The organism is Qipengyuania sp. S6317L1 (assembly GCF_023015615.1).
Lineage (GTDB): Bacteria > Pseudomonadota > Alphaproteobacteria > Sphingomonadales > Sphingomonadaceae > Erythrobacter.
Window position 1 is genome coordinate 317,311 of sequence record NZ_JALKAJ010000005.1, and the last position, 25,458, is coordinate 342,768.

Sequence of the window (25,458 nt, forward strand, 5' to 3'; positions counted from 1 at the left end):
AGCGGTAAATGACGAAGCGTCCATCTCTCCCGACGAATGGATTCAGGCAGAAATTTGTCTCGCAGCTGTTTGCCGGGCCAAAATCAATACTGTTTTTCGCCGCTGGCAGTTGCGTTCTCTTGGCAAAAACCGGTGGGCGGTTTGTCATGAATCACGAAAGCAAAATTCAGCATGTTCTCAATCGTTTGGAATTGAGTGAGAACCATCTTTGCCGGTTTGAAAGCGGTCCCGTTGCAAAGGTAACGAATATCTATTTGTTGGGGGACTTTGTGAGGTCCGGAAAGCAGAGCGCGGATTTTCTTCGCGCTTGGCTCATCAATCATGGAATAGATCGACAGGCCACTGAGCGCAGAGGCTGTCCCGCCCACCAAACTTGCAAAACTTGGTGATACCGATGTGAGTTTGCCAGCCTGATTTAGAACTCCGGTACCCACACTCTCCACTTTCGCCAGGCACGCTTCAAACGCCGCCCTTTCAACGGTCGCATTCCGAATGCGAGAGCGATTGGTTATGTCTTTTGCAAACATGGCCACGCCGTTTGGCCATGGCACAATTTTATAATGATAATTACGGTTGCCCCGATGGCCTGCGGGCAATTCGAAGCTTTCCGGTCGTTTGCTTTCCAGCGCTTCTTTGAGCCGCAATAAAATATACTGGTCATTGGGTGTTTCGACCAAATTCTCAATCGGCGCGCCGATAGCCTTGTCAGGCTCTATATCCAGCACATCACAAAACGCCTGATTGATGCGCCTGATATTGAGGTTCGTATCAAGAATAAGGACCAATTCGTCGATTGTTTCGAATGTTAACCGCAGTTTCGTGTCGAGCCGGTCTACATCCATCCCGACCAGCGAGCGCATATCGTGATACTGTCTGGACGACAGAATAACGAAGTCCTCTCGGCCGTGGGTGGTCACGTGAACAGGACCCGGCACAAGCATCTCTTTGACTTTGGGCAATGACCGCACGAGTTGGGTCGAGGAGATGGACTGACTTTTTGGGATCATGCAGGTTACTCTCTCTCTACTAACTCTTAAGATAACGCTGCAGCGTGGACAGGTTTCCCGAAAATACGAAAGTTGCATGAAAACGGTTTAAGTAGCTTTTAACCATAGGTTCGGAACAAAACAAAAATACGCCTGTTTTCAGACTATTAGAATTCATCGTTCGATATTAGGGTTTCTGGAATTTTGTGTATTTTACGTTAGCTGCCCAGTGGAATAGGTTCTTTGATTAGTTACTCCTCGATGTGAATATCTTCGTGTTCCATTCGAAGGAGAGAAAGAACATGAAGACGTATCTAAAAGCGACAGCATCAACCTCGGCGTTGTTCGCAACACTAGCGACGGCAACTTTTCTAACTCCAATCTCAACCCAGAAAGCTCATGCGCAGGCTCTCCCGGTGGTTGATGTGTGCACCGGAATTTCGCTTCCAAGATCGGCCGTGACCGAAGTTATCGGGGCGGTAAACCAGCCAATCGTCGGAGAAGTCGAAGGCGTTGTGAATGGGATCACCGGCCTTTTGGGCGGCGTCCCGCTCTTGTCCGTTCTGGGTTTCCCGACACTCAATGTTGACCTCACCACGATCCTTGCCGACGCAGAAGCGGGTGATCCGCTGAGCCTTCAGGTGCTCAATTCCGACGGCAACATCGTCACGGACAGCGATGACTGTAATATTGGCGCCGACAATTTCTCGCTCAACGACGAAGGCGGAATCTCGATTGGCGGAAACCAGATCAGCGGGCTTGGAACGAACGGACAGGCCGCGATCGCCGGTGAGCAAAGCGCGATTGCGTTTGGTAACAATGCCTCGACCTCAATCGGTGCCGATGGCGCAATTGCATTTGGTTCAGGCGCTTCGGCAACCGAGGGAAATGCGGTTGCCATCGGAGCAGGCTCGGTCGCTGATCGTGCTGCGCTAACGGGCTATAGCGCGGCGGGGATCACCGGCACGGTCGATTCAGCCGGTGCCGTTTCGTTTGGCTCTGCAGGTCAGGAACGCCAGCTGATCAATATCGCGCCAGGCAGCGCGCCCAACGATGCTGCGACCGTGGGCCAGGTGACAGGTGCCATTGCCGAAGCAACCGGAAACCTAATCGCTTATGACGATGCGGCCCTGACGAGCATAACGCTTGGCGGTGCCGGGGGAACGACGGTCACGAACGTTGCAGACGGGGCTCTCAATGCTTCATCCAGCGATGCGGTGAACGGGTCCCAGCTTTTCGCAACCAATCAGAATGTTGCGGCCAATACATCAAATATCACCACTCTCGACGGGCGCGTAACCGTCAACGAAGGCGATATCGCCAGTCTTCAATCGGACGTTGCGACCAACACGACAGGTATCACCAATCTGGATGGGCGCGTCACGGTAAACGAAGGAGATATCGCCGATCTTCAAACCGATGTCGCAACCAACACGACGAACATCACTACCCTGGATGGTCGCGTAACAACCAACGAAGGGGATATTGCAAATCTTCAGACCGACCTTGCGACCAATACCACCAACATCGCCAATCTCGACGGGCGGGTGACTGTGAATGAAGGCGACATCGCAAACATTCAGACCGACGTTGCCACGAACACCACGGATATCGCCAATGTCGACGCGCGCGTGACCGTGAATGAACAATCGATCATCGACAACTCGACTGCGATCCAGAACCTCATCGACGGGTCTATGGGCTCAACCGATTTGACGGTCGTGAACTCGCGCATCACCCAGAACGAAAACGATATTGTCGATCTCGACGGCCGGGTGACGGTCAACGAGAACGATATCGCCAATGTGCAGGCCGATGTCGCGACCAATACCAGCAATATCGCGGGGCTCGATGGTCGGGTCTCCGTCAACGAAGGCGATATTGCTGCGCTCGACACCCGCGTCGCCACGAATGAGACGGATATCTCGAACCTCGACGGGCGTGTGACCGCGAATGAAGGCGATATTGTAGCGCTCGATACGCGCGTCGCCACCAACGAAACCGATATCTCAAACCTCGATGGCCGCGTGACCGTCAACGAAGGCGACATCGCCTCGCTCGACACGCGGGTTACGACTGCGGAGGGCGATATCGACACGCTCGAAGGCCGCGTGACAGTCAATGAAGGGGATATTGCTGCGCTCGATACCCGCCAGACCGACACCGAAGGAGATGTCGCAAACCTCGATGCGCGGGTCACCGTCAACGAAGGCGATATTGCCGTTCTCGAAGGGCGGGTGGATAACGTTCCGGTCGCCTATGTCGATGATACAGACGGCGTGACCCGCTCGCCCGTTCCGACCGGCACTGTTGCATTCGGTGCGCCCGGAGGCAGCGCGGTTCGCGTAACCAATGTGGCCGACGCAACTCTTGCTGCGGGATCAACAGATGCGGTCAACGGCGGACAGCTGTTTGCCACCAATCAGGCTGTGGCCCAAAACCGCACCGATATCGATGCCAACACCGCCAGCATCACGTCGCTCACTTCCTCGATCCAGGGCAGCACGGTTTCCGCGGTGCAATATTCCAACCCTGACAATCCGACAGTCTCAAACGGCGGAACGATCACCAATGATGTGACACTGGTGGGCGCAAACGCCTCGGCTCCGGTGGCACTTCACAATGTCGCCGACGCCACATCGGCCACCGATGCCGTCAACTTGCGCCAGCTGCAGGGCGGACTTGGTCAGGTCATGGCCGACTCGATTGCCTACACAGACGCACGCTTTGCTGATCTGAGCTTCGACCTTTCGCAGCTCGAAAACGAAGCGGCCGCAGGGACCGCTGCGGCGATGGCAATGGCCGCTATCCCGCAGACGATTAGCGCCAGTGCGAACATGGTCGGTGGTGCTGTCAGCCACTATCGCGGCGAAACGGCGTTCGGCTTCGGCTTCTCCTCGGCCTTCAATGACGGGACTGCAGTTGTGCGGATCAACGGCACAATCGACACCCGCGGCAGAGGCGGAGTGGCCGCTGGCGCAGGCTTCTCGTTCTGAATTGGCTGCGAGTTCATTCGTGGCTGAGTGGGGCCGCATACCAGTCGGCATGGTATGCGGCCCCACAATTATGAGTAATGCCGGATGCCGGGAGCGCATGAACGGGCGGAAAGCTTTCGCGACCTTTATCGTTTCTGTTTGGGAAGCACCAATCATGGACTGGTTGCGGCATGCCGCGCGATAGCCCTGCAATCGGGGTGATCCGCGCAAAGCAAATTCGGCTAAGCCATTGACTCCACTGGTCGGGAAGACAGGATTCGAACCTGCGACCCCCACACCCCCAGTGTGATGCGCTACCAGGCTGCGCTACTTCCCGAACCGGTGGAGTGCCGGGGCCTATAGGAGGCTCTTTTGTTGCTGACAAGCGGGGATGCGTCACGAATTTGTGCAGGCGCACGGCAATACGTGAATTTGGGGACATTGTTGCGCGCAGATCAAGGGTTGATTGCGGGGCGCTTGCAATGCTGCTAACCGCGCCCACTTAAGTCCGATAATACGAGTGCATTCGGGCTGGTATCGAGGGGTGTTGCGACACACGGCGCGGCTTGGGCTTGTCCCTCCTCAACGATGCTGGCCGCGTGCACAAGCACACACAAAACATAGGTTTAACAAAACGATGCTCGAACTTCTGACAGCTGCTGCCGCTGGTGCAGGCGAAGCGCCTCCTGCTTGGATCAACTGGCTGCCAATCGTTGGTATGGTTGTGATTTTCTGGTTCCTCATCATTCGCCCGCAGATGAAGCGTCAAAAAGAGCACCAGGCAAAAGTCGCTGGCCTCAAGAAGGGCGATCAGGTTGTGACGCAGGGCGGGCTCGTTGGTAAAGTCATCAAGGTCGATGACGTTTACGCCGAGGTTGAGCTTGCCAAGGATGTGCGCGTGAAAGCAGTCAAACACACCATCGCCGACCTCGTCGAGCCGGGCGCAAAGCCTGCCGCCAACGACTAATTCGGCGGGGCGCGGCAGCGTCTGGCCATCATTCATACATCTCAACAGGATCAAAGCGTAAAAACGATGCTTGATACACCGCTTTGGAAGAAAATCTCGCTTTGGGGGCTGACGATCGCATTGATCGCCGCGGCTTTGCCGTCCCTTATGATGTCGTCCGGATTTGATTTTGGCGACGATGCGCCAACGGTCAATCTGGGCCTCGATCTGGCGGGTGGCTCGCACCTTTTGCTCGAAGCTGATCCTGACGATGTCGCTGCCAAGCGGCTGGAGAATATGGAAGAATCGGTCGAGGCCGCGCTTCGCGGTGCGACACCGGAAATCAAGTTCGGCGACACGTCGCGCGCCGACGGCCGGTTCTCGCTCCTGCTCGATTCCGCATCCGATATCGACCGCGCAAGGGGCCTGCTTGAACCGCTGATGATGGGCCGTGATGGTTCGCTCCAGCAAGAGTGGGATCTTGAGGTTGTCGATACACAGCGGCTTGTTCTCGTCCCGACCGAAAGCGGTCTCAACGTCGCGGTCAACAACGCGATGGAAAGCGTGATCGAGGTTGTGCGTCGCCGGATCGACGAACTTGGCACGCGCGAGCCGACGATTGTGCGCCAGGGCGATACCCGCATTGTGGTTCAGGTGCCCGGGCTCGAAGACCCGCAGGCCCTCAAGGAATTGCTCGGCAAAACGGCAGAGCTTGAATTCAAACTCGTCGACCAACAGGCGCTGCCCAGCAATACCGAGGCAGGCGTTGCCAATCCGGGAAGCCAGATCTTCCCCTATGCCGCCGATAGCAATCTTGCAGGCCAGTCAGAGGCGGTAAAGCGCCTTGGCGGTATTCGCGGTGACAGCCTCACAGGCGCGCAGGCCGGTGTTGACCCTCAAACCAATCGAAGCGTCGTCAACATCCAGTTCGACCAGCAAGGCGGTCAGAAATTCGCCAAGCTTTCGACCGAGAACGTGGGACAACGTTTTGCGATTATTCTCGATGGCGAGGTGATTTCGGCCCCGTTCTTCAACGAGCCGATCCTCGGCGGTGCAGCGCAAATTTCGGGCAGCTTCTCGCCCGACAGCGCAAACCAGCTCGCCATCCAACTGCGTTCAGGCGCGCTTGAAGTGCCGCTCACTGTTATCGAAGAACGCACCGTTTCGGCAGAATTGGGTGAACAATCCATCCGGTCCGGCATGATCGCCATGCTGATCGGCAGCCTTGCGGTGATCGCGCTGATGATTGCGACCTATGGCCGTTTCGGCGTTTATGCCACCGGCGCGCTTCTGATCAACGTGCTCATCCTGCTTGGCCTTATGGCAATCGGCAACTTCACCCTGACACTGCCCGGTATTGCAGGTTTCGTGCTGACGGTGGGCGCCGCGGTGGACGCGAACGTGCTCATCAACGAGCGTATCCGCGAAGAGCGCAAGCGTGGCCGCAAGGTCGTGACCGCGGTCGAAAACGGTTACAAAGAGGCCAGCCGCGCCATTTATGACGCTAACATCACCAACTTTATCGCAGGCGCACTGCTGTTCTGGTTCGGCTCCGGGCCTGTCAGGGGCTTTGCCGTGGTTCTGGTGATTGGCCTTCTGACTTCGGTCTTCACCGCGCTTACGCTCACCCGCATGTGGGTCTCGGGCTATCTGAGCGCGAACCGTCCCAAAGACATCAACATTTAAGAAGGAGGCGAGGCACATGAAACTTTTAAAGCTCGTCCCTGATGACACGAATATCCAATTCCTGCGCCTGCGCGTGCCGTTTTTCATTCTCAGCCTCGTGCTGATTTTCGGAAGCTGGGGCGCGGTGGCGTACAATGGCCTGAACCTTGGCATCGACTTTGCCGGCGGACAGGAAGTGCGGCTGACCTTTGAAGAAGGAAACGCCGCGCCTGTTGGTGAGCTTCGCGAAACGGTCGCAGGGCTCGGCTATGGCACACCTGTCGTGCAGGAATTCGGTTCACCCAATGAGGTGAGCATCCGTGTGCCTTTGCCCGAAGGGGCGGAGGACACACCGGGCGCTGCTACCGCCATTGGTAACGAAGTCATCGCCGCAATCGAAAGCGGTTATCCTGATGTGCGCACCGACGGGAACTCGACCGTTTCGGGCAAGGTCGCAGGCGAATTCAGCCGCGATGCAGCAATTGCACTTGCCGCAGCGATGGCGATGGTCGCGCTATACATCTGGATCCGGTTCGAGTGGCAGTTCGGCGTCGGCGCGCTGTTCGCGCTTTTCCACGATGTCTCTGTGACCATGGGGCTTTTTGCGATCACGCAGATGGAGTTCTCGCTCCAGATTATCGCGGCAATCCTTGCGGTCATCGGTTACTCGCTCAACGATACGATCGTCGTCTACGACCGCATCCGCGAAAACCTTAAGAAGTATCGCAAGATGCCGTTGCCCGAGGTTCTCGACCTGTCGGTCAATGAAACCCTTGCGCGCACGGTCATGACATCGCTCACGCTTCTGGTGGCGCTGTTGCCGTTGCTTATCGCGGGGCCGGCAAGCCTTTTCGGCCTTGTCGCTGCGATCACGGCGGGTCTTTTCATCGGGACCTACTCGAGCATCTATCTTGCCTCGCCGCTTCTGATCTGGATGGGCGTCACATCGGACAGCTTTGTGCCGCAAGAAACCGATGCCGACCGGCAGGAGAAGAAAGCCCTCGGAGAGGCGTAGCTCACGCCTTCGCGACGAGCCCGTCGTAATAGGCGGCGAGCTCAATCGCGTTGGTTTGCCAGCTGAACCGCTCGGCCATCGCCGCAACCGCTTGACGCATGGGCGGGTCGTTCAGGACCGCACGAATGCCCGCAGCAACGCTTTCCGGATCGCGTTTGACGAGGCGGCCGGCGGTTGGATTTGTAATGATCTCTTGCGCGCCGCCGACGTTGCAGGTGACAACTGGCGTCCCGCAGGCGAGCGCTTCGACCCAGGCATTGGCGAGCCCTTCATTTGCGGTCGGCAGCACCATCACATCGGCTGCGGACAAGACAAGCGGCAGCATGTCGTGGTCGAGCGAGCCTGCAAAATGCACCCGTTCAGCCACACCCAGATCGCGGGCCAATTGGCGCAGGTGCACCTCATCATCGCCTTTGCCCACCAGAACCAGACGCGCACCCTCAATGCGTGCCAGCGCGGCAATCGCGATATCCTGCCCCTTGCGCTCAATCAGGGCGCCGACACACACCAGAAGCGGCGCATTGCCTGGCATGGCAAAGCCCAGTTCCGCGCTGAGCTGCGAGCGTAGTTGCGTGTGGTCGAGCGGGCGAAAACGTTCCCGGTCAAGCCCGGTGTAATGCACGCTGATTTTCTCGCGCGGCATTCCGATAGCGGTCATTTCTTTTACCATGGAGCCGCTCACCGCAAGAAGGCCCGCCGCGCGCTCTGCCGCTTGCAGCATTTGCTCTCGTGCAAAGTCGATCCCGCCCCAGTAGGTGATGTCAGAGCCGCGCGCCTTGATTGAAACGGGCAGGCCCATCTCTTTTGCAATCCAAGCCGCCGCCGGGCCATCGGGGAAGAAGAACTGCGCATCAATAAGGTCGATCGGGTTCTGCTGGTGGATACGTTTGATGACGGGCAGGGCGGCCTTTGCAATGGCAGAGGCGTTGCGCCGTGCCCCCACTTTGGGGATCAGCGTAAAGCGCGGGCGATGCACGGATATTCCATGCTCTTCGGCGCTGTCGGGAAGCTTGGCCAGGTCGCGGTAACGGCCAAGCGAGAGCGGGGGAAGACCGACGGGATTGACCACGCTCACCTGCCAATCGCCTGTCTGCGCGCCTCTCTTTGCAAGCGCCTCAAGCGAGCGCGCAACGAAGGTTCCGAAGCGCGGTGAAACCGGGTTCGGGTATAGCGTGCTGAGAGAAAGGACGTGCTTCATTGTATCGCTCATAGGGGGCGCACCAGCATGCACGCGATCGCGATCCAGTCGGGATTGTCGATGACCTGTTGTTTCTGCCCGGCCTGGGCAGGCAGTATCGCAAGTTTGTAACCGCGCCGATCAATCAGCCGCCCGAAGGCAAACCGGCCACCGGGGCGCGGCACCAGGCAATCGCGGTTCATCGCGGCAAGGAAGTCCTTATCCTTGGCCGCCCACGCATCAATCTGGCGCAGCCACACGCTATCGCCGGGTCGATATTCTCCCACGGGCGCGGTCACTTCGAGCACCAGCATGGGCTCATCGCCTCCTTGCGCGGCCATTTCGCTTGGCAGGATTGCATCGCGGTGTTGTTTGAGCGCTTCGGGATCGCTCGCGCCAAGTTCTGCGATCACTTTTGCACGAGGGGTGTTTTCGGAGCGGACCAACACTTCGGGATCAACGTCGAGAGCCGCGCCAATGCGCTCCATCCATTTGGTCGATAGATTGCGCATACCCGTTTCGAGGCGTCCGATGGTTTGCGCGGTGGTTGGCGGGTCACACGCTGCGCCAAGGTCCGCGAGCGTCATCGCGCGCGCCTTTCGAATTTCGCGAATACGGTTGATCATCGAGGGCTTGGCCTTTCGCAAAGTAACCAAATTGGCGAATTTGACTTTCCTACATCACCGGGCGCGTTGCAAGCCCCCTTTCACAGAAGCCATGCGAAGAGGAGTGTGACGATGCGCAAACTGGTAGAACGTGAACTGACCCCCGAAGGCCCCCGACGCACGAGTGAGGGGAGAGGCAAGCACCGCAGTGTAACGGTCAATCTGGGCGAATCGCCGATCGCCTGGCTGCATTCGCGCGGGCATTTGTCGGATCGCCTGTTTCAAGCGGGCGAGCAACTCAGGAATGATTACGAACGCGCGCAATTGTCTGCCAATCTGACGATGCGATGGGATCCGGTGCGGATAAAGACAGGCAATCGCGGCAGCAGCGAGGCGGGCTTGACGTCGAGCGAGAAGCAGGTGGCTGCCAAGCAACGCTTTGACGGCGCCTTGGCCGAAGCGGGCAAGGGGTTGGACGATGTCTTGTGGCGCGTGGTGTGCGCTGGCGAAGGCTTGCCCCAAGCTGAAAAGGCGCTTGGCTGGCCGGCGCGCAGTGGCAAGCTGGTGCTGCAATTGGCGCTTGAACGGGTGGCGGATTTCTACCGTATCATGTGAGGCGGGATGTGCGCCTTTGAACAGTGTCTCAACTGTCTCAAACGAGCTGTGCAACGCGCGTTTGGAGGCGCGGCACAATATCGGTTTCAAACCACGGATTTCGCCCGATCCACATGCGCACGCGCCACGAGGGGTGGGGCAGGGGGATGACCGGGCCAAGCGCGTCGCTCTCCTGCTCGCCTTCGCCCACCCGGTCGGTCAGCGAAAGCTTCCGGGTGAGGGGTAGATATTGCGCTTGCGCATAGCTTCCCACCAGAAGCGTGAGACGGGTTCGCGGGAGATGTGCGAGGATTTGATCGTGCCACTGCGGCGCGCACTCCTTGCGCGGAGGGGCATCGCCGCCCTTCGCCTTTCCCGGATAACAGAACCCCATTGGCATGATCGCGACCTTCGCCGCATCATAAAAGTCGGATTTTTCCAGCCCGACCCAATCGCGCAAACGATCGCCGCTGTCATCGTCCCAGGGGATACCGCTTGTGTGAACCTTTGTGCCGGGGGCCTGCCCGATGATCAGAATGCGCGAGTTGGACGAAAACTGGACGATGGGCCGGGGGCCAAGCGGCAGGTGCTCGGCGCAAAGTGTGCAGGCCTTGATCTCATCGTGCAGCGCGGCGCTGCTCATCCCTCGACCCGCTCGGCAAGCTCCAGCCACCGTTCTTCGGCTGCGTCCTTTTCTGCTCGCGCATTCTCGACCCCCTTGGAGATATTGGCAAACCGCTTCGGATCAGACGCGAACAGGTCGGGGTCTGAAAGGATTGTCTCGCCCTTGGTGATCGCTGCTTCGAGTTCTTCGATGCGCGCAGGCAGGAGCTCGTAATCGCGCTGGTCTTTATAGGACAGCTTGCCCGGTGTCGCATCAGACGGTGACGCGCGCACTTCGGAAGGCTCGGCCTTGGCAGGCTTGGCCTTTGGCGCGACCGGCTTGCGGCGCTTGGCCTCCCAATCCTCGTATCCGCCCGCAACGATGTCCACGCGGCCAGTGCCGTCGAGGCCGAGCGTGACGGTCACCGTCTTGTCGAGAAAGTCGCGGTCGTGGCTGACGATCAGGACAGTGCCGTCGAAATCGGCGATGACTTCTTGCAGGAGGTCGAGCGTTTCAAGGTCGAGATCGTTGGTGGGCTCGTCCAGCACGAGGAGGTTTGCGGTCCGCGCAAACTCGCGCGCAAGGAGAAGGCGCGAACGCTCTCCGCCCGACAGGATTCCGACCTTGGTATCGACCAGCTTGGGGTCGAACAGAAAGTCCTTGAGGTATGCCTGAACGTGCTTGCGATTGCCCCTGACGTCGATCCAATCGCCGCCCTCGGCAAGAATGTCGCGCACGCTCGCATCGGGCTCCAGAAGCTTTCGCTGCTGGTCGATCATCACGCCGCTCAATGTGCGGGCGTGGGTGATGGTGCCGGTGTCGGGCTCGATCTCTTTGGTGAGCAGCTTGAGCAGCGTTGTCTTGCCCGCGCCGTTCGCGCCGACAATGCCGATGCGGTCGCCGTTCTGGATGCGCAGGGTGAACGGCTTTATCACCGCGCGCCCGTCGTAAGATTTGGAAATCTCTTCGGCGACGATCACCGATTTGGATTTGAACTCTTCGTCATTCGCCAGTTTCAGCTTGGCCGAACCGCTGTCCGAAATCATGGCCGCGCGTGCGGCGCGCATCTGGTGCAGCTTTTCAAGACGCCCCTGATTGCGCTTGCGCCGCGCAGTTACACCGCGTTCGAGCCAGTGCGCCTCGATCTTGAGCTTGGCATCAAGCCGCTCAGCCGCGCGCGCTTCCTCGGCGTAAACCTGTTCTTCCCACGCTTCATAACCGCCAAAGCCGACCTCCTTGCGCCGCAAGGTCCCCCGGTCGAGCCACAGCGTCGCGCGGGTCAGGCGCTTGAGGAAGGTGCGGTCGTGGCTGATCGTGATAAACGCACCCTTATACCGGTTCAGCCAGTCCTCAAGCCAGTCAATCGCGGAAAGATCCAGATGGTTGGTGGGCTCGTCCAGCAGCAAAAGATCAGGGTCCTGCGCCAATGCGCGCGCAATCGCTGCACGGCGTTTTTCACCGCCGCTCGCGGTCGCCGCATCGGTCGCCATGTCGATGCCAAGCTGTCCCGCAATCGCGTCAACCTCGTGCGCAGCGGGCGCGTCATCACCGGCAAGCGCAAAATCCATCAGCGTATCAGCTGCGCTGAAATCAGGGTCCTGCTCCAGGAACACGATGCGCGCGCCCGGTTTGACCCGGCGCGTGCCACGGTCGGCTTCGATCCGGTCGTCGATCAACTTCAGCAGCGTCGTCTTGCCCGCGCCATTGCGTCCGATCAGCGCCAGCCTGTCGCCGGGGAGAATATGCAAATCTATCGGCTCGGCGCCCTCACCGGGTTGAGGCCCGCCGAAAAGCCAGCGCGCGCCTTGTTGCAGGGAAAGGCCTTCCCATGAAAGAATTGGAGGTTGTGCCATGGTGCGCGCGCTTAAGCACTTGCATCCTTGCTGCCAAGTCGGTTCAGTGTGCGCTCAGGCATAAAACACTAGGAAGCCTGAAAATTCAGGAGGAAGTTTCATGATCCGCTACGCACTCGCCCTTGGTCTTGCTTCAGGCACCGCAGCAATGGTTGCTGCGCCCGTCCACGCTCAGGAGATTGAGATTGAGACTCATGGGCCCGTGATCGAACTGTCCGTATCCGAAAGCGTTACCGCACAGCCCGATCTGGTGACTGTCGGCGCAGGGGTCACAAGCAGAGCGGCCACCGCGGTCGAGGCGATGCGCCTCAATTCGCGCCAGATGCAGAGCGTGATCGACCAGATCAAGGCGCTGGGCGTGGAAGACAAGGATATCCAGACGACCGGTATCAATCTCAACGCGCAATATGACTATGACCGCAACAGCCAGACCCAGGTCTTTCGCGGCTATCAGGTTTCCAACCGCGTCAGCGTGAAGCTGCGCGATGTGGCCGGCACGGGCGCAGCCTTGGACGCATTGGTGTCGGCTGGCGCAACCGATCTTTCCGGCCCGACCTTCAGCATCGAAGACGATGAAAGCGCCAAAGCGATGGCCCGCGAACGCGCTATTGAACGCGCACAGGCCCGCGCGCAAAGCTATGCCAAACTGTTCGGTTATGACGGTGTGGAAGTGATGTCAGTGAGCGAAAGCTTGAGCGGATCTTCTCCCGCGCCTCAAATGGTGATGCGTGCGATGGATGCAGAAGCAGCGGCCGCGCCCGTTCAACCGGGCCAGGTAAGCACCGGGGTCAACCTTACGATCAAATATGAGATGGTGCGCGACGAGGGGTGAAAGGGGCGACAGGGGTGACACGCCGTTACCAAGCTGAACGCATCAAAGATCGCATATTCACAGCTTGTTCAATAGACCACAGCTAGGCATGACATTGTAATGACAACCCGCCGTTTCCTTTTGGCCGCAATGGCCGCTTCTGCTGCGACAGTGATGCTGGGCGCTGGCTCTGCAACGTCTGCCGTTGCATCCGGCGTTGCAGCGCAGGAGCAGACGCGCACCGATCAGGGCACGGCGCGGCGCGAAATGCGGGCCGGCAATCAGCTCTCCTTGCGAGAGATCGAACGGCGCGTGCTTCCACGGATGCGCGGCGCGGAATATCTCGGCCCATCCTATGACAGCACCGCGCGTGCCTACCGGCTCAAATTCATCCGCGATGGCCGCGTGACCTATGTCGATGTTGATGCACGCTCTGGCCGTATCATCAGCCGTTCACGTTAAATCCTGCTCCTATTATGAAATCATCGGGGACTAAGGCGCGTTTGCAAGGGGATGCTCGCTTGACGCGAGTGGCTCAAAAGCGCAGTCCTGCCCCACTGATATCACGCGAAAATGGTGGAATATGCGCATCCTGATTGTCGAAGATGAACCAACACTTGGGCAACAACTCAAGTCAACGCTTGAGCAGAACGGCTACGCTGTGGACCTGTCCACCGATGGCGAGGACGGGCACTTTCTCGGATCGACCGAGGATTATGACGCCTGTATCCTCGACCTTGGGCTGCCCGAGATTGATGGCCTTTCGGTCCTCGGCATGTGGCGCAAGGAAGGACGGGACTTTCCCGTTCTGGTGCTGACCGCGCGCGATAGCTGGTCTGATAAGGTCGCGGGCCTTGATGCAGGCGCTGATGATTATCTCGCCAAACCATTCCAGACAGAAGAGCTCATTGCCCGCCTTCGCGCGCTTATCCGCCGCGCTTCGGGCAACACATCGTCGGAACTTACCGCTGGCATGGTGCGTCTCGACACGCGCTCTGGCCGGGTGACGCTTGATGGGGAGCCGGTGAAACTCACCGCGCAGGAGTACAAGCTTCTCTCCTACCTCATGCACCACAAGGGCAAGGTGGTAAGCCGCACAGAGCTTATCGAACATATTTACGATCAGGACTTTGACCGCGATTCCAATACAATCGAGGTCTTCGTCACCCGCATCCGCAAGAAACTCGGTAGTGAGGTAATTACGACTATCCGTGGCCTCGGTTACAGCCTCGACGACCCCGCAGACGCGCCCCGCGCCTGAGCAGGCTGCACATACGCTGGGCGCGCCGGCGAGCGATGATGTGAGCGGTGATAATGCCGCCGATGAGGCGCAGCTAAATCCCGTCCCGGGCGCCGAGCCGCGCGCCAGTCTTGCCCGCAGAATGGGACTGATTGCGGCTGGCTGGATCATTGTGCTTTTGCTTGGCGGCGGGATTGCGCTTGAACGCACGCTAACGCGGCAGGTTATCGCCAATTTCGACGAGCAGCTCGAATATCAACTCACCTCGATGATCGCATCGGCCGAGATCGACAGCTTTGGCGAGGTATGGTTCTACCGCACGCTCGGCGACCAGCGCTTTCTGGAGCCGGGCAGCGGGCTTTACTGGCAAATCAGCGGTGAGGGATATGAGCCTTATCCTTCGCGCAGCTTGTGGGACCGCACGCTCACCTTGCAGGCGCAAGAGCGCGACACTGATCGAAGTGAGGGCTTCGACAGCGATGTAAATATCTACAATTCCGGCCAGTTCACAGGCGAACCCTTACGCATTGCGGAGCGCACGGTGATCTTGCCGGGAAGCGAGACACGCTGGACCTTCGCTGTTGCGAGCGCGACCGAGCAGATCGACAGTCAGATCCAGCAAGTGCGCCTTATTCTGACGTGGAGCTTTGCGGTTCTGGGGCTTGGTCTTATCGTCATGGCGCTGTTGCAGATCCGCTATGGTCTTTCGCCATTGCGCCGGGTGAGGGCAGCCATTCAGAAACTGCGCACTACCGGCGACAATCGCATCACAGAGCCGCTTCCTGCCGAAGTCGAGCCGCTGGTGGATGAGGTCAATGCGCTGCTCGAACACAGCGAGCGCCAGGCCGAGGAAGCGCGGATGCACGCGGGCAATCTGGCGCATGCGTTGAAAACACCGCTCACCGTCCTCACCAATGCGGCGACCGCGCGCGACCCTAACCTCAATGAGGCGGTGTTCCGCGAAACCCGCACGATGCAGCGCCATGTTGATCACCATCTCGCCCGCGCAAGAGCCGTGGGCAGGCGCGCCGTGGGGCAGGCACGCAGCGATGTTCGTGCAAGTGCAGAGGCCGTGCGCCGCGCGGTCGAGCGCCTTTATCCCGAAGGCCGGCTGGATATTGCAGGGACGAAGAAGGCGCTGGTCGCCATCGAGCGTCAGGACCTTGATGAAATCCTTGGCAACCTTATCGAGAACGCGGCAAAATATGGCGGGGGAAGCGTGTTCGTGACCCTCGACCACGAGCCGGAAAGCGAACTTCTCAAAATCTGGGTGGAGGATGACGGCATGGGCATCCCCGAAAAAGAGCGGCAACGCATTTTCGACCGCGGCGCGCGGCTCGACACAGGCAAGCCGGGGACGGGATTAGGCCTCGCGATTGTGCGCGATGTGGCGGAAATTTACGGCGGGACAGTGACGCTTGATGAGAGCGAGGACCTGGGCGGATTGCTTGTGGAGCTGAGCCTGCCCCGAGCTTGAAGCGAAGCTGATTAGCCTCCGCGCGCCTTTTGATGGTGGCGGATCACTTCCTCAATGATGAAACGCAGGAACTTCTCGCTGAATTCAGGATCGAGATCGGCTTCTTCGGACAGTTTGCGCAGCCGCGCGATCTGACGCTCCTCGCGCGCGGGATCGGCCGGGGGCAGTGTGACCTTTGCCTTATACTCGCCTACGGCCTGCGTGATGCGAAAACGCTCGGCCAGCATATGGATGAGCGCGGCGTCGATGTTATCGATGCTCTTTCGGAACTTTGCCAGTTGCGGATCGTCGGACATAGATGACCGCCTACGCATCAATTCAGCGCTTGCCAAGCCACTCACGCACCCACTAAGGCCTATGCCCATGACAGCTGACGTTGTTCCTCTCCCACGCAAAGAACCGACGATCGAGCCGATGTTGTCTCTGACAGCAAGCGGCATGAATTCGGTGAATGCGGTTATTCTCGACCGGATGCAGAGCGAAATCCCGCTGATTCCGCGGCTCGCCGGGCACCTCATTTCAGGGGGCGGCAAGCGGCTTCGCCCGATGCTGACCCTCGCTGGCGCTGAGCTGGTCGGGTACAATGGCACGCGCCATCACAAGCTTGCTGCAGCGGTTGAATTTATCCACACCGCTACACTTCTGCACGATGATGTGGTTGATGGAAGCGAGCTTCGGCGCGGGAAAGCGGCGGCCAATATCATCTTTGGCAATCCGGCAACGGTATTGGTCGGAGACTTCCTGTTCAGTCGTGCGTTCGAACTTATGACCGAAGACGGGAGCCTGCGGGTCCTCAAAATCCTTAGTCATGCAAGCGCAGTGATCGCGGAAGGCGAGGTCGCGCAATTGACCTCGCAGCGCCAGATCGAAACAAGCGAAGAGCGTTATCTTCACATTATCGGCGCCAAGACCGCTGCTCTGTTTGCAGCCGCGAGCCAGATCAGCGCCGTGGTCGCCGAGTGCAGCGAAGAAGAAGAGCGCGCATTGGAAGACTATGGCCGCAACCTTGGTGTCGCGTTCCAGCTGGTCGATGATGCGATCGACTACGATTCCGATGCAGCCGAAATGGGCAAGGACCAGGGCGATGATTTTCGCGAAGGGAAGATGACCCTGCCGGTGATCCTCGCTCACGCGCGCGGCGATGCGGATGAGCGCAAGTTCTGGAAAGATGCGATCCTTGGACATCGTTCGTCTGACGAAGATCTGGCGCATGCGGTCTCTCTGATCGAGAAGCACAACGCGCTTGCAGATACGCGGGAAAAAGCGCGTCACTTTGCCCAGCGGGCGATTGATGCAATCTCGATCTTCCCCGACAGCAAGGCGCGCGCCGCAATGGCGGAAGCGGCGCAATTTGCCGTCGCGCGCGGCTATTGATCGCGCTATCTGAACGGGCGTGACGCCTGATCTTCCAATCTATGAAGTGTTGCCGCAATTGCGGGAGGCGTTGGCGCGCGATGGCGCGGCAGTTCTGATCGCGCCTCCGGGTGCGGGTAAGACCACAGCCGTCGCACCGGACCTCCTGCGCGAAGAGTGGTGTAACGGCCTTATCATCCTCACATCTCCGCGCCGCGTCGCTGCCCGTGCGGCTGCCGAACGCATGGCGCAGATGCTTGGCGAGAAGCCGGGCGAGACCGTGGGCTACATGACCCGGCTCGACAGCAGAACCAGCGCCAAGACGCGCATTCTGGTGGTGACCGAGGCGATCCTTGTGAACCGGCTGGTGGAAGACCCCGAGCTTGGCGGAGTGTCGGCGGTGCTGTTCGATGAAGCGCATGAGCGGCATCTCGACAGCGACCTTGGCCTCGCGCTTACACTGGAGACGCGCGAAGTTCTGCGCGAAGACCTGCGGGTGCTCGTCATGTCCGCGACCATTGACGGCGAACGGTTCGCGGGGCTCCTTGGAGACAATGCTCGCGTTATCGAGAGCGAGGGGCGGAGTTATCCGCTTACCATCAAATGGCTCGGCAGCGACCCCACCGCACGGATTGAGGATCACGTCACCCAGGGCGTTATGACGGCGTGGCGCGATGGTGCAGACAGCGGCGTTGGCGGCGACATCCTTGCCTTTCTTCCCGGTGTGGGAGAGATCGAGCGCGTGCGTGAGCGGCTGGAATCCAGGCTTCCCGATACGCCCATCCTTCCCTTGCACGGTCAGGTCGAACCCGCGGCGCAGCGCGCAGCGATCCGCCGCGATTCCGAAGGGCGAAGGCGCATCGTTCTTGCCACTGCCATTGCCGAAACCTCGCTGACACTCGACGGGGTGAGCATGGTGGTCGACAGCGGATTGGCGCGCATGGCCGAGTTCGACCGGGCGGCGGGAACCACGCATCTGGTCACCCAGCGCGCATCCCGAGCAGCGGCAGCCCAAAGGGCAGGGCGCGCAGCGCGGCAGGGTCCGGGGGTGGCCTATCGCTTGTGGGAAGAGGGCGGGCATCTTGGCCGCCCCGAGTTCGCGCCGCCAGAGATTGAAACCGCTGACCTCACCTCATTGGTGCTCAAGCTTGCCAGATGGGGCACTGGAGATCCGGCGGACCTGAAATGGATCGACCCGCCATCTGCTGCCTCGGTTGGCGCAGCGCAAAAGGCGCTAACCGCAATGGGTGCGCTCGACGGGGACGGTCGCATCACACCGCTTGGCGAAGCGATTGCGGCGATGCCGATGGCGCCCGATCATGCCGCTTGTGTGCTGAACGGTGCAAGGGCCGGATGCGCAGAGGAGACGGCGCGGCTGGTCATGCTCCTGCAAGAGCGTGGCCTTGGCGGGCGCAGCGAGGATTTGACGCAGCGGCTTTCCCAATGGCGCGGCGATCAATCGAAACGCGCAGTCAGCGCGGGACGGATCGCCTCGGGCTGGGCAAAAACCGCGCAAAAGCTCGTTGAAAGGACCGAGGCGAGGGAGCTTGAGCCGGTCGAATGTCTGGCTCTGGCGCGGGCGGATTTCGTTGCGCGACGGCGCGATGGGACGGGTGAAAACTGGGTAAGTACATACGGACGGGGGTTTTTGTTGAATCCGACCTCTCCGCTCGCCCGGGCGCAGTGGCTGGTAATCGGCGATGCGCAGGGACAGGCCAAGGGAGCGAGGATTACGGCGGCGGCGGAACTGTCGGCTGAGCGGGTTGAGACTATCTTTGCAACGGAATTGCAGGAGAGAACCGTAACCCTATGGAATAATGGCAAAAAACGTATCGAAGCGCGGCGGGAGCGACGGCTTGGCGCGATTGTGCTCTCCAGTGGTCCGGACCCCGATCCGGACCCGCAGGCCATTGTGGATATGCTCGTGGATAAAGCTCTGGATGATCTGGGGGCAATTTTTCCCGAAGGCTTTCTGGCGCGCGCGGCATTTGCGGGTGTCGAGGTGCTTTCTCCCGACGCTCTGAGAGCGCAATCAGACCTGTGGCTCGCGCCCCTGCTGGAGGGGCGGCGCGATCTTGATCTGCCGCCTGCGCGTTTTGCCGATGCGGCGCTTGGCGCTATCGACTGGAACGAGCGGCAAAGGCTCGACGAAACCGCTCCGGTCAAGTTCACTTCGCCCGCAAACACCACCCACACGATCGATTACGCAGGCGATGATGCGCCAAGCGTCGAGGTGCGCGTGCAGGCGCTTTTCGGGCTTGATCGCCACCCGATGATCGGGAACACGCCGCTCCTGCTAAAGCTCACCAGCCCCGCCGGTCGCCCGATCCAGTCCACCCGCGATCTGCCCGGATTTTGGCGCGGGTCGTGGGACGATGTCGCAAAGGATATGAAGGGACGCTATCCCAAACATCGCTGGCCCGATGAACCTTGGGGGGAAATCCCCGATCTTCGGACCAAAAATGCCTTCAATCGGCGGTAATATTGGATTATGGGCGGGGACTGAACGAATACATCGGTTGCGCGAGCGACCGCAAGGCCGACCGGCCGCCGCGGCTTATGCCGCGAAAGCCAAGGCGGGCGGATGCCCGCCGCCCGGCGTTTGAGGGACTAAACAAATATGACCGCCATCATCTATCAGCAGCCGAAAAGCGCCATGCAATCTGGCAAGGCGAAGGTCGATACCTGGATTCTCGAATTCGAACAGAGCGAGAAACGCCGTGCTGATCCGTTGATGGGTTGGACCGGGAGCGGCGATACGCAGGCTCAGGTGAAGCTGAAGTTCCCTACGAAAGAGGCCGCGCTCGAATACGCCCAGCGTCAGGGCATCGTCGCCCGCGTTCATTCAACGCCGCGCAAGACCATGAAAATTCAGGCCTACGCCGACAATTTTCGCTAGGGCATTTGCCCACCCCGCTGCGACTAACCTCGCCTGCGGCTCGCTAAGTCTCGCTCCCCTCCCGCCTGCGGGAGGGGTTGGGGGTGGGCCAATAACGCTTGAAATCTTTGGCAACCCCCGCCATATGGCGCGTCGGGAGTCGGGTGGACGTTTGCGTTCGCTCACCGGGTCAGGACCGGAAGGTAGCAGCCCAGGTGGATTGCGGCGGGTCGCTCGGCTCCTTATCCTCACAATTTGGTCGATGAGTGCCATGACAAACGCTGGCTAAACGCCTAGCTTGTCGGGCGATGAGTGATTCCGATCCAGACCTGCCCGAGAATGAGGAAGATAAGGTTCCCAGCGCGGCCGAGCTAGAGGCGGCTGGGCAGAACTCCATGTTCGGGGGCGATGATATGGGCGGAGCGGCAACGCCGCCGCCACCGGCTCCGGCGCCAACGCCAGAGGCAGCAGCACCCAAACCAGCACCCGTTCCCGCTGAAACCAACCAACCCTACCGCGTTCTTGCGCGCAAATACCGGCCACAGACTTTCTCCGAGCTGATCGGACAAGAGCCGATGGTGCGCACGCTCGCCAATGCGATCGAGCGCGACCGGCTGGCCCACGCCTTCCTGATGACCGGGGTGAGGGGGGTCGGCAAGACCTCGACCGCGCGCCTGATTGCCAAGGCATTGAACTGCGTTGGCCCGGACGGAAACGGCGGCCCTACAATCGACCCATGCGGCGTGTGCGAATATTGCACCGCGATTGCCGAAGGCCGCCATATCGACGTGATCGAAATGGACGCCGCCTCCCACACCGGCGTCGACGATGTGCGCGATATTATCGAGCAGGTGCGCTATGCCGCGGTTTCTGCACGCTACAAAATCTACATCATCGACGAAGTGCATATGCTGTCGCGCAACGCTTTCAATGCGCTGCTTAAAACGCTCGAAGAGCCGCCCGCACACGTCAAATTCCTGTTTGCGACCACCGAGGTTGAAAAGCTTCCCGTAACGGTTCTGAGCCGGACGCAGCGGTTCGATCTTCGCCGCATCCCTGCCGAATTGCTCGCCCGGCATTTTGGCAAAGTGTGCGCTCTCGAAGGTGTCGAGGCCGAGGAAGAGGCGCTCAATATCATCGCTGCGGCCGCCGAAGGATCGGTGCGCGATGGCCTCTCGATCCTCGATCAGGCGATTGCCCATGCCGATATGGACGGCGCTGCGGGTTCAGGGGGCGGCGTGAGCGCTGCCCGCGTGCGCGATATGCTGGGGCTGGCCGACAAGGGCGCGCAGCGGCGTATTTTGACACACCTTCTGGCAGGCGATGCGAAAGCGCTGCTTGCTGGAATTGATGAACAATATGCGCTTGGCGTTGAGCCGCTCGCGCTGATGCGCACGCTGATGGATCTGGTGCACCGCGTGACGGTGGCGCAAGTCTCGGGCGGCGAACCCGATGCACCCAGCGAAGAGGAACGCGCCGCGCTTGCAGAGTTTGCTTCAAGGCTTGGCGCGGGCGAACTCCACCGCTTGTGGCAATTGATGCTCAAGGGGCATGATGAAGTGCGCCTTGCGCCCGATCCGCTGGTCGCGCTGCAGATGGCGCTTTTGCGGGTGCTCCACGCATGCGAGCTTCCCGATCCGGGCAAACTTGCCAAGCGGATTGAGGAAATCGCCGCAAGCGGTCCGGCACCCGCTGCCCCTGCACCAGCGGGCGAGGGCGCGCCAGCTCCCGTTGCCAGCGCGCCTGCCCGTTCGGTGGACTGGGCCGAATTGGTCGAGCGCGTTGATGCCGGCGGGCATTTGCGCGTCGCTCAAATCATGCGCGACCGGGTGCGGGTGATTGAAATTGCCGACGGGCGGCTGATCTTTGAACAGGCCGACAATTATCCCGAAGACCCCATTGCCGATATGCGCGATTGCCTGTTCAAACTCACCGGCAAACGCTGGCTTATCGAGCGCGGTTCCGGCGAAGCGCAACCGTCCTTGCGCGAAGCTCAAGAGGCCGCCGCCAAAGCGAGCGCAGATCGCATCCGCGCCCATCCGCTGGTACAGGCAACGCTCGACGCCTTCCCGGAAGGCGAACTGATCGACCCCGATGACCCAAGAAACAACAATGTGGCCCGCGCAAGCAACGCTGGCCGCAAATGGAACTAGAGAAAAGGAAATCCCCGTGAAGAGCATGGAAGAAATGATGCAGGCAGCCCAGCAAGCGGCCGAGACCATCCAGAAACAAATGGGCGATATGCAGGTCAAACTCGACGCGATCGAGGTCGAAGGTCAGGCAGGTGGCGGCCTTGTCAAAGTGCGCGCATCGGCCAAGGGCCGTATCCTTGGCGTCTCCATCGACGACAGCCTGATGAAGCCCGAAGAAAAAAACATCGTCGAAGACCTCGTGACCGCGGCCTTTAACGATGCACGCGACAAGGCCGACCGCGTTTCCGAAGAGCAGATGAAGGAAATGCAAAGCGGAATGGGCCTGCCGCCGGGCTTCAACCTTCCGGGCATGGGATAAGCGCGCCGCTCCCCATTGCAGGCTTGAGGGGGCCTTCCCATATTCCTCTTCAGACACTGATTAGGAACGGTTTGCCCTGCTATTGGGTAACACCGTCATGGACTTTGAATATATGACACACAGCTACCCCCTCCTCCCGCTTCGCGACATCGTCGTCTTTCCCGGCATGGTCGTACCCCTGTTCGTGGGACGCGACAAATCGGTTGCGGCGCTTGAGGCGGCGATGGAAGCCTCGAAAGACATCTTCCTCCTCGCGCAGCTTGATCCTGCGTGCGACGACCCGGAAGGCGATGACCTTTACGATGTGGGCGTGGTGGCTCAGGTGTTGCAAATGCTCAAACTGCCCGACGGCACCGTGCGCGTGCTCGTCGAAGGGGCAGAGCGTGCCAAGCTAACCGAGCTTCGTAAGGAAGGCGAGTATGTCGTATCGGATGTTGAACTGATCGAGCCTGAAACCGTTGCGGGCACGGAAGTCACCGCGCTTATGCGTCAGGTGAGCGATCAGTTCGGCGAATATGCCAAGCTTAACAAAAAGATGGGCGAGGACAATCCGGTTGACCTGTCCGAAATCGACGATGCGGGCCAGCTTGCCGACACGATTGCCGCTGCGATCAGCGCGAAGGTTTCGGACAAGCAATCCATCCTGACAGAGCAGAGCCCGCTGAAGCGGCTGGAACTCGTCATGTCCTTCATGGAAGGCGAACTCTCCGTCCTTCAGGTCGAGCGCAAGATCCGTGGCCGCGTGAAGCGCCAGATGGAAAAGACGCAGCGCGAATATTATCTCAACGAACAATTGAAGGCGATCCAGTCGGAACTTGGCGGTTCCGACGATGGTGAGGGCGGTGATGAGATCGCCGAGCTTGCCAAGAAGATCGACGAGACAAAGCTTTCCGAAGAAGCCGAGACAAAGGCGAAGGCGGAGCTTAAGAAACTGCGCGGTATGCAGCCGATGAGCGCAGAGGCGACGGTGGTGCGCAACTATCTCGACGTGCTGCTTGGCCTGCCGTGGGGCAAGAAAAGCCGCATCAAGAAGGATATTCCCAAGGCGCAGGAAATCCTTGATGCCGATCACTATGGTCTTGAGAAGGTCAAGGATCGCATCATTGAATATCTCGCGGTTCAGGCGCGCACGAACAAGCTGAAAGGCCCGATCCTGTGCCTCGTTGGCCCTCCCGGTGTGGGTAAGACCTCGCTGGGCAAATCCATCGCCAAGGCAACGGGCCGTGAATTTGTGCGCCAGTCGCTGGGCGGGGTGCGCGATGAAGCGGAAATCCGCGGGCACCGGCGCACTTACATCGGCTCGATGCCGGGCAAGATCGTCAACAATCTGAAGAAGGCAGGGACCAGCAATCCGCTGTTCCTCCTCGACGAGATTGACAAGCTTGGTCAGGACTTTCGCGGTGATCCGGCGTCGGCCTTGCTTGAGGTGCTTGACCCTGAACAAAACGACAAGTTTCAGGACCACTACCTCGAGCTTGATCTGAACCTTTCGGACATCATGTTCGTGACCACCGCAAACAGCCTCGACCTGCCTCAACCGCTGCTCGACCGGATGGAGATCATCCGGCTCGAAGGTTACACTGAGGATGAAAAGGTCGAAATCGCCAAGCGTCACCTGATCAGCAAACAGGTCAAGGATCACGGCCTCAAAAAGGGCGAGTTCGAGCTCACCGAAGAGGGTTTGCGCGATCTTATCCGTTACTACACCCGCGAGGCCGGCGTTCGCACGCTCGAACGCGAAATTGCGCGGCTGGCTCGCAAGAGCTTGCGCAAAATCCTCGAAAAAGAAGCGACCTCGATCACAATTACGCCCGAAAACCTCGGCGACTTCGCCGGGGTGCGCAAATTCAAGCACGGCATGAGCGAGGACGAAGCGCAGATCGGTGCGGTCACGGGCCTTGCCTGGACCAGCGTTGGCGGGGAGCTTTTGACCATCGAAAGCGTCACCACGCCCGGCAAAGGCGAGATCAAAACCACCGGTAAGCTTGGCGAGGTAATGAACGAAAGCGTCGCAGCCGCCTTCTCATTTGTAAAATCTCGTGCACCCCAATACGGGATCAAGCCATCGCTTTTCAGCCGCAAGAACGTGCACATTCACTTGCCGGAAGGGGCCGTCCCCAAGGACGGGCCAAGCGCCGGTATCGGCATGGTGACGAGCATTGTGTCGACCCTGACGGGCGCCAAGGTGAACCCCGATGTCGCCATGACGGGCGAGGTTACATTGCGTGGCCGGGTGCTCGCAATTGGCGGGCTCAAGGAAAAGCTTCTGGCGGCCATGCGGGGCGGGATCACCAAGGTTCTGATCCCCGAAGAGAACGTCAAAGACCTCGCGGAGATTCCTTCGAATGTGAAGGAAGGCCTTGAAATTGTTCCCGTTGCTCACGTCGATGACGTGCTTGAACACGCGCTGATCGACCGGGCCGGACCGATTGAATGGACCGAAGCCGACGATCTTGCCTTGCACGCTGGCGGGCAGGGCGGCGGACAGGGCGTCGCGGGCGGGAATGTGCCTACCGCGCATTAAAGCGCCACGGGCATCGGTCGATACCCGTCGCTCTTCCAAGGGTGACGGCTTGTGAAGCGACCCTGTCTTATTGCCTCCAATCGCTTTGTTGCATGGCCATTGAGCCATCCATCTCCTTGTTCACGCAAGCGGCCGCAATGCGCGCGGCGCGGTTACAATTTTTGCTATATTTGCCTTTGACACAAGCGCAGAAAACGGCTCAATTCGGCGGCTTCCAAGGGGGGCGATTCACTCAAGTTACAAC

At 59.7% G+C, this 25,458-nt stretch carries 21 protein-coding genes, 1 tRNA gene and 1 other RNA gene; 16 read left to right on the forward strand and 7 right to left on the reverse strand.

All coding sequences use genetic code 11. The features are described 5' to 3' along the window. Positions 1 to 83: 83 nt before the first annotated feature. Positions 84 to 1,007: a PAS domain-containing protein gene (locus tag MWU38_RS13150; RefSeq protein WP_247272262.1), complete on the reverse strand. Its 924-nt coding sequence runs from the start codon at positions 1,005 to 1,007 to the stop codon at positions 84 to 86. 437 nt (positions 1,008 to 1,444) lie between these two features. On the opposite strand from MWU38_RS13150, the gene MWU38_RS13155 reads away from it, so the two are divergent. Then, positions 1,445 to 3,982: a YadA-like family protein gene (locus MWU38_RS13155; RefSeq protein ID WP_247272263.1), complete on the forward strand. Its 2,538-nt coding sequence runs from the start codon at positions 1,445 to 1,447 to the stop codon at positions 3,980 to 3,982. Positions 3,983 to 4,221: 239 nt separating this feature from the next. On the opposite strand, the gene MWU38_RS13160 is transcribed toward MWU38_RS13155, so the two are convergent. Next, positions 4,222 to 4,298, reverse strand: a tRNA-Pro gene (locus tag MWU38_RS13160). Between the two features lie 300 nt (positions 4,299 to 4,598). On the opposite strand from MWU38_RS13160, the gene yajC reads away from it, so the two are divergent. The 3 genes from yajC (at position 4,599) to secF (ending at position 7,587) form a co-directional block, all read left to right on the forward strand. Beyond that, the gene (yajC, locus tag MWU38_RS13165) at positions 4,599 to 4,928 is read left to right on the forward strand and encodes a preprotein translocase subunit YajC (protein ID WP_247272264.1); all 330 of its coding nucleotides are present in this window, start codon (positions 4,599 to 4,601) and stop codon (positions 4,926 to 4,928) included. 66 nt (positions 4,929 to 4,994) lie between these two features. Continuing rightward, positions 4,995 to 6,593 (forward strand): protein translocase subunit SecD, encoded by a 1,599-nt coding sequence (secD, locus tag MWU38_RS13170; RefSeq protein ID WP_247272265.1) that lies wholly within the window; start codon positions 4,995 to 4,997, stop codon positions 6,591 to 6,593. 16 nt (positions 6,594 to 6,609) lie between these two features. Next, positions 6,610 to 7,587 (forward strand): protein translocase subunit SecF, encoded by a 978-nt coding sequence (secF, locus tag MWU38_RS13175; RefSeq protein WP_247272266.1) that lies wholly within the window; start codon positions 6,610 to 6,612, stop codon positions 7,585 to 7,587. Between the two features lies 1 nt (position 7,588). Here secF and MWU38_RS13180 read toward each other — a convergent pair whose 3' ends face one another. Further along, positions 7,589 to 8,797 carry a glycosyltransferase gene (locus MWU38_RS13180; RefSeq protein WP_247272267.1) on the reverse strand — a complete coding sequence of 403 codons (1,209 nt, stop codon included), beginning with the start codon at positions 8,795 to 8,797 and terminating at the stop codon, positions 7,589 to 7,591. Beyond that, complete coding sequence (locus MWU38_RS13185; RefSeq protein WP_247272268.1) at positions 8,794 to 9,390, reverse strand: helix-turn-helix transcriptional regulator; 597 nt, start codon at positions 9,388 to 9,390, stop codon at positions 8,794 to 8,796. Before MWU38_RS13185 ends, MWU38_RS13180 begins: the two co-directional genes overlap by 4 nt. Positions 9,391 to 9,501: 111 nt before the next feature. Between MWU38_RS13185 and MWU38_RS13190 the strand changes: the two genes are divergently transcribed. Further along, positions 9,502 to 9,984 carry a DUF6456 domain-containing protein gene (locus MWU38_RS13190; protein WP_247272269.1) on the forward strand — a complete coding sequence of 161 codons (483 nt, stop codon included), beginning with the start codon at positions 9,502 to 9,504 and terminating at the stop codon, positions 9,982 to 9,984. Positions 9,985 to 10,021: 37 nt separating this feature from the next. On the opposite strand, the gene MWU38_RS13195 is transcribed toward MWU38_RS13190, so the two are convergent. Together MWU38_RS13195 and MWU38_RS13200 are read right to left on the reverse strand one after the other, a co-directional pair. After that, complete coding sequence (locus MWU38_RS13195) at positions 10,022 to 10,606, reverse strand: uracil-DNA glycosylase family protein (protein ID WP_247272270.1); 585 nt, start codon at positions 10,604 to 10,606, stop codon at positions 10,022 to 10,024. After that, complete coding sequence (locus tag MWU38_RS13200; protein WP_247272271.1) at positions 10,603 to 12,420, reverse strand: ATP-binding cassette domain-containing protein; 1,818 nt, start codon at positions 12,418 to 12,420, stop codon at positions 10,603 to 10,605. Before MWU38_RS13200 ends, MWU38_RS13195 begins: the two co-directional genes overlap by 4 nt. 100 nt (positions 12,421 to 12,520) lie before the next feature. Here MWU38_RS13200 and MWU38_RS13205 point away from each other — a divergent pair, with 100 nt between their 5' ends. The 4 genes from MWU38_RS13205 (at position 12,521) to MWU38_RS13220 (ending at position 15,948) form a co-directional block, all read left to right on the forward strand. Further along, positions 12,521 to 13,252 carry an SIMPL domain-containing protein gene (locus MWU38_RS13205; protein WP_247272272.1) on the forward strand — a complete coding sequence of 244 codons (732 nt, stop codon included), beginning with the start codon at positions 12,521 to 12,523 and terminating at the stop codon, positions 13,250 to 13,252. Between the two features lie 99 nt (positions 13,253 to 13,351). After that, a complete protein-coding gene (locus MWU38_RS13210; protein WP_247272273.1) occupies positions 13,352 to 13,693 on the forward strand; it encodes a PepSY domain-containing protein in 342 nt (113 codons plus the stop codon). Positions 13,694 to 13,814: 121 nt separating this feature from the next. Continuing rightward, entirely contained in the window at positions 13,815 to 14,492 is a 678-nt protein-coding gene (locus tag MWU38_RS13215; RefSeq protein ID WP_247272274.1) for a response regulator transcription factor, read from the forward strand. Then, positions 14,443 to 15,948: a HAMP domain-containing sensor histidine kinase gene (locus tag MWU38_RS13220; RefSeq protein WP_247272275.1), complete on the forward strand. Its 1,506-nt coding sequence runs from the start codon at positions 14,443 to 14,445 to the stop codon at positions 15,946 to 15,948. The genes MWU38_RS13215 and MWU38_RS13220 overlap by 50 nt, the downstream gene beginning before the upstream one ends. An 11-nt stretch (positions 15,949 to 15,959) precedes the next feature. On the opposite strand, the gene MWU38_RS13225 is transcribed toward MWU38_RS13220, so the two are convergent. Next, complete coding sequence (locus MWU38_RS13225) at positions 15,960 to 16,244, reverse strand: chorismate mutase (protein WP_247272276.1); 285 nt, start codon at positions 16,242 to 16,244, stop codon at positions 15,960 to 15,962. Positions 16,245 to 16,311: 67 nt separating this feature from the next. Here MWU38_RS13225 and MWU38_RS13230 point away from each other — a divergent pair, with 67 nt between their 5' ends. The 7 genes from MWU38_RS13230 to lon all read left to right on the forward strand — a co-directional run bounded on the left by MWU38_RS13230 (position 16,312) and on the right by lon (position 25,214). Further along, positions 16,312 to 17,322 (forward strand): polyprenyl synthetase family protein, encoded by a 1,011-nt coding sequence (locus MWU38_RS13230; protein ID WP_247272277.1) that lies wholly within the window; start codon positions 16,312 to 16,314, stop codon positions 17,320 to 17,322. Positions 17,323 to 17,341: 19 nt separating this feature from the next. Further along, a complete protein-coding gene (gene hrpB, locus MWU38_RS13235) occupies positions 17,342 to 19,783 on the forward strand; it encodes an ATP-dependent helicase HrpB (RefSeq protein WP_247272278.1) in 2,442 nt (813 codons plus the stop codon). A 138-nt stretch (positions 19,784 to 19,921) separates the two neighbouring features. After that, positions 19,922 to 20,200 carry an ETC complex I subunit gene (locus tag MWU38_RS13240; protein WP_247272279.1) on the forward strand — a complete coding sequence of 93 codons (279 nt, stop codon included), beginning with the start codon at positions 19,922 to 19,924 and terminating at the stop codon, positions 20,198 to 20,200. A gap of 132 nt (positions 20,201 to 20,332) precedes the next feature. Continuing rightward, positions 20,333 to 20,427: signal recognition particle sRNA small type (ffs, locus tag MWU38_RS13245), an RNA gene on the forward strand. A gap of 60 nt (positions 20,428 to 20,487) precedes the next feature. Beyond that, complete coding sequence (locus MWU38_RS13250) at positions 20,488 to 22,332, forward strand: DNA polymerase III subunit gamma/tau (protein ID WP_247272280.1); 1,845 nt, start codon at positions 20,488 to 20,490, stop codon at positions 22,330 to 22,332. 16 nt (positions 22,333 to 22,348) lie between these two features. After that, entirely contained in the window at positions 22,349 to 22,690 is a 342-nt protein-coding gene (locus tag MWU38_RS13255; protein ID WP_247272281.1) for a YbaB/EbfC family nucleoid-associated protein, read from the forward strand. 112 nt (positions 22,691 to 22,802) lie between these two features. Continuing rightward, entirely contained in the window at positions 22,803 to 25,214 is a 2,412-nt protein-coding gene (gene lon, locus MWU38_RS13260) for an endopeptidase La (RefSeq protein WP_247272595.1), read from the forward strand. The last annotated feature ends 244 nt before the right edge of the window (positions 25,215 to 25,458 follow it).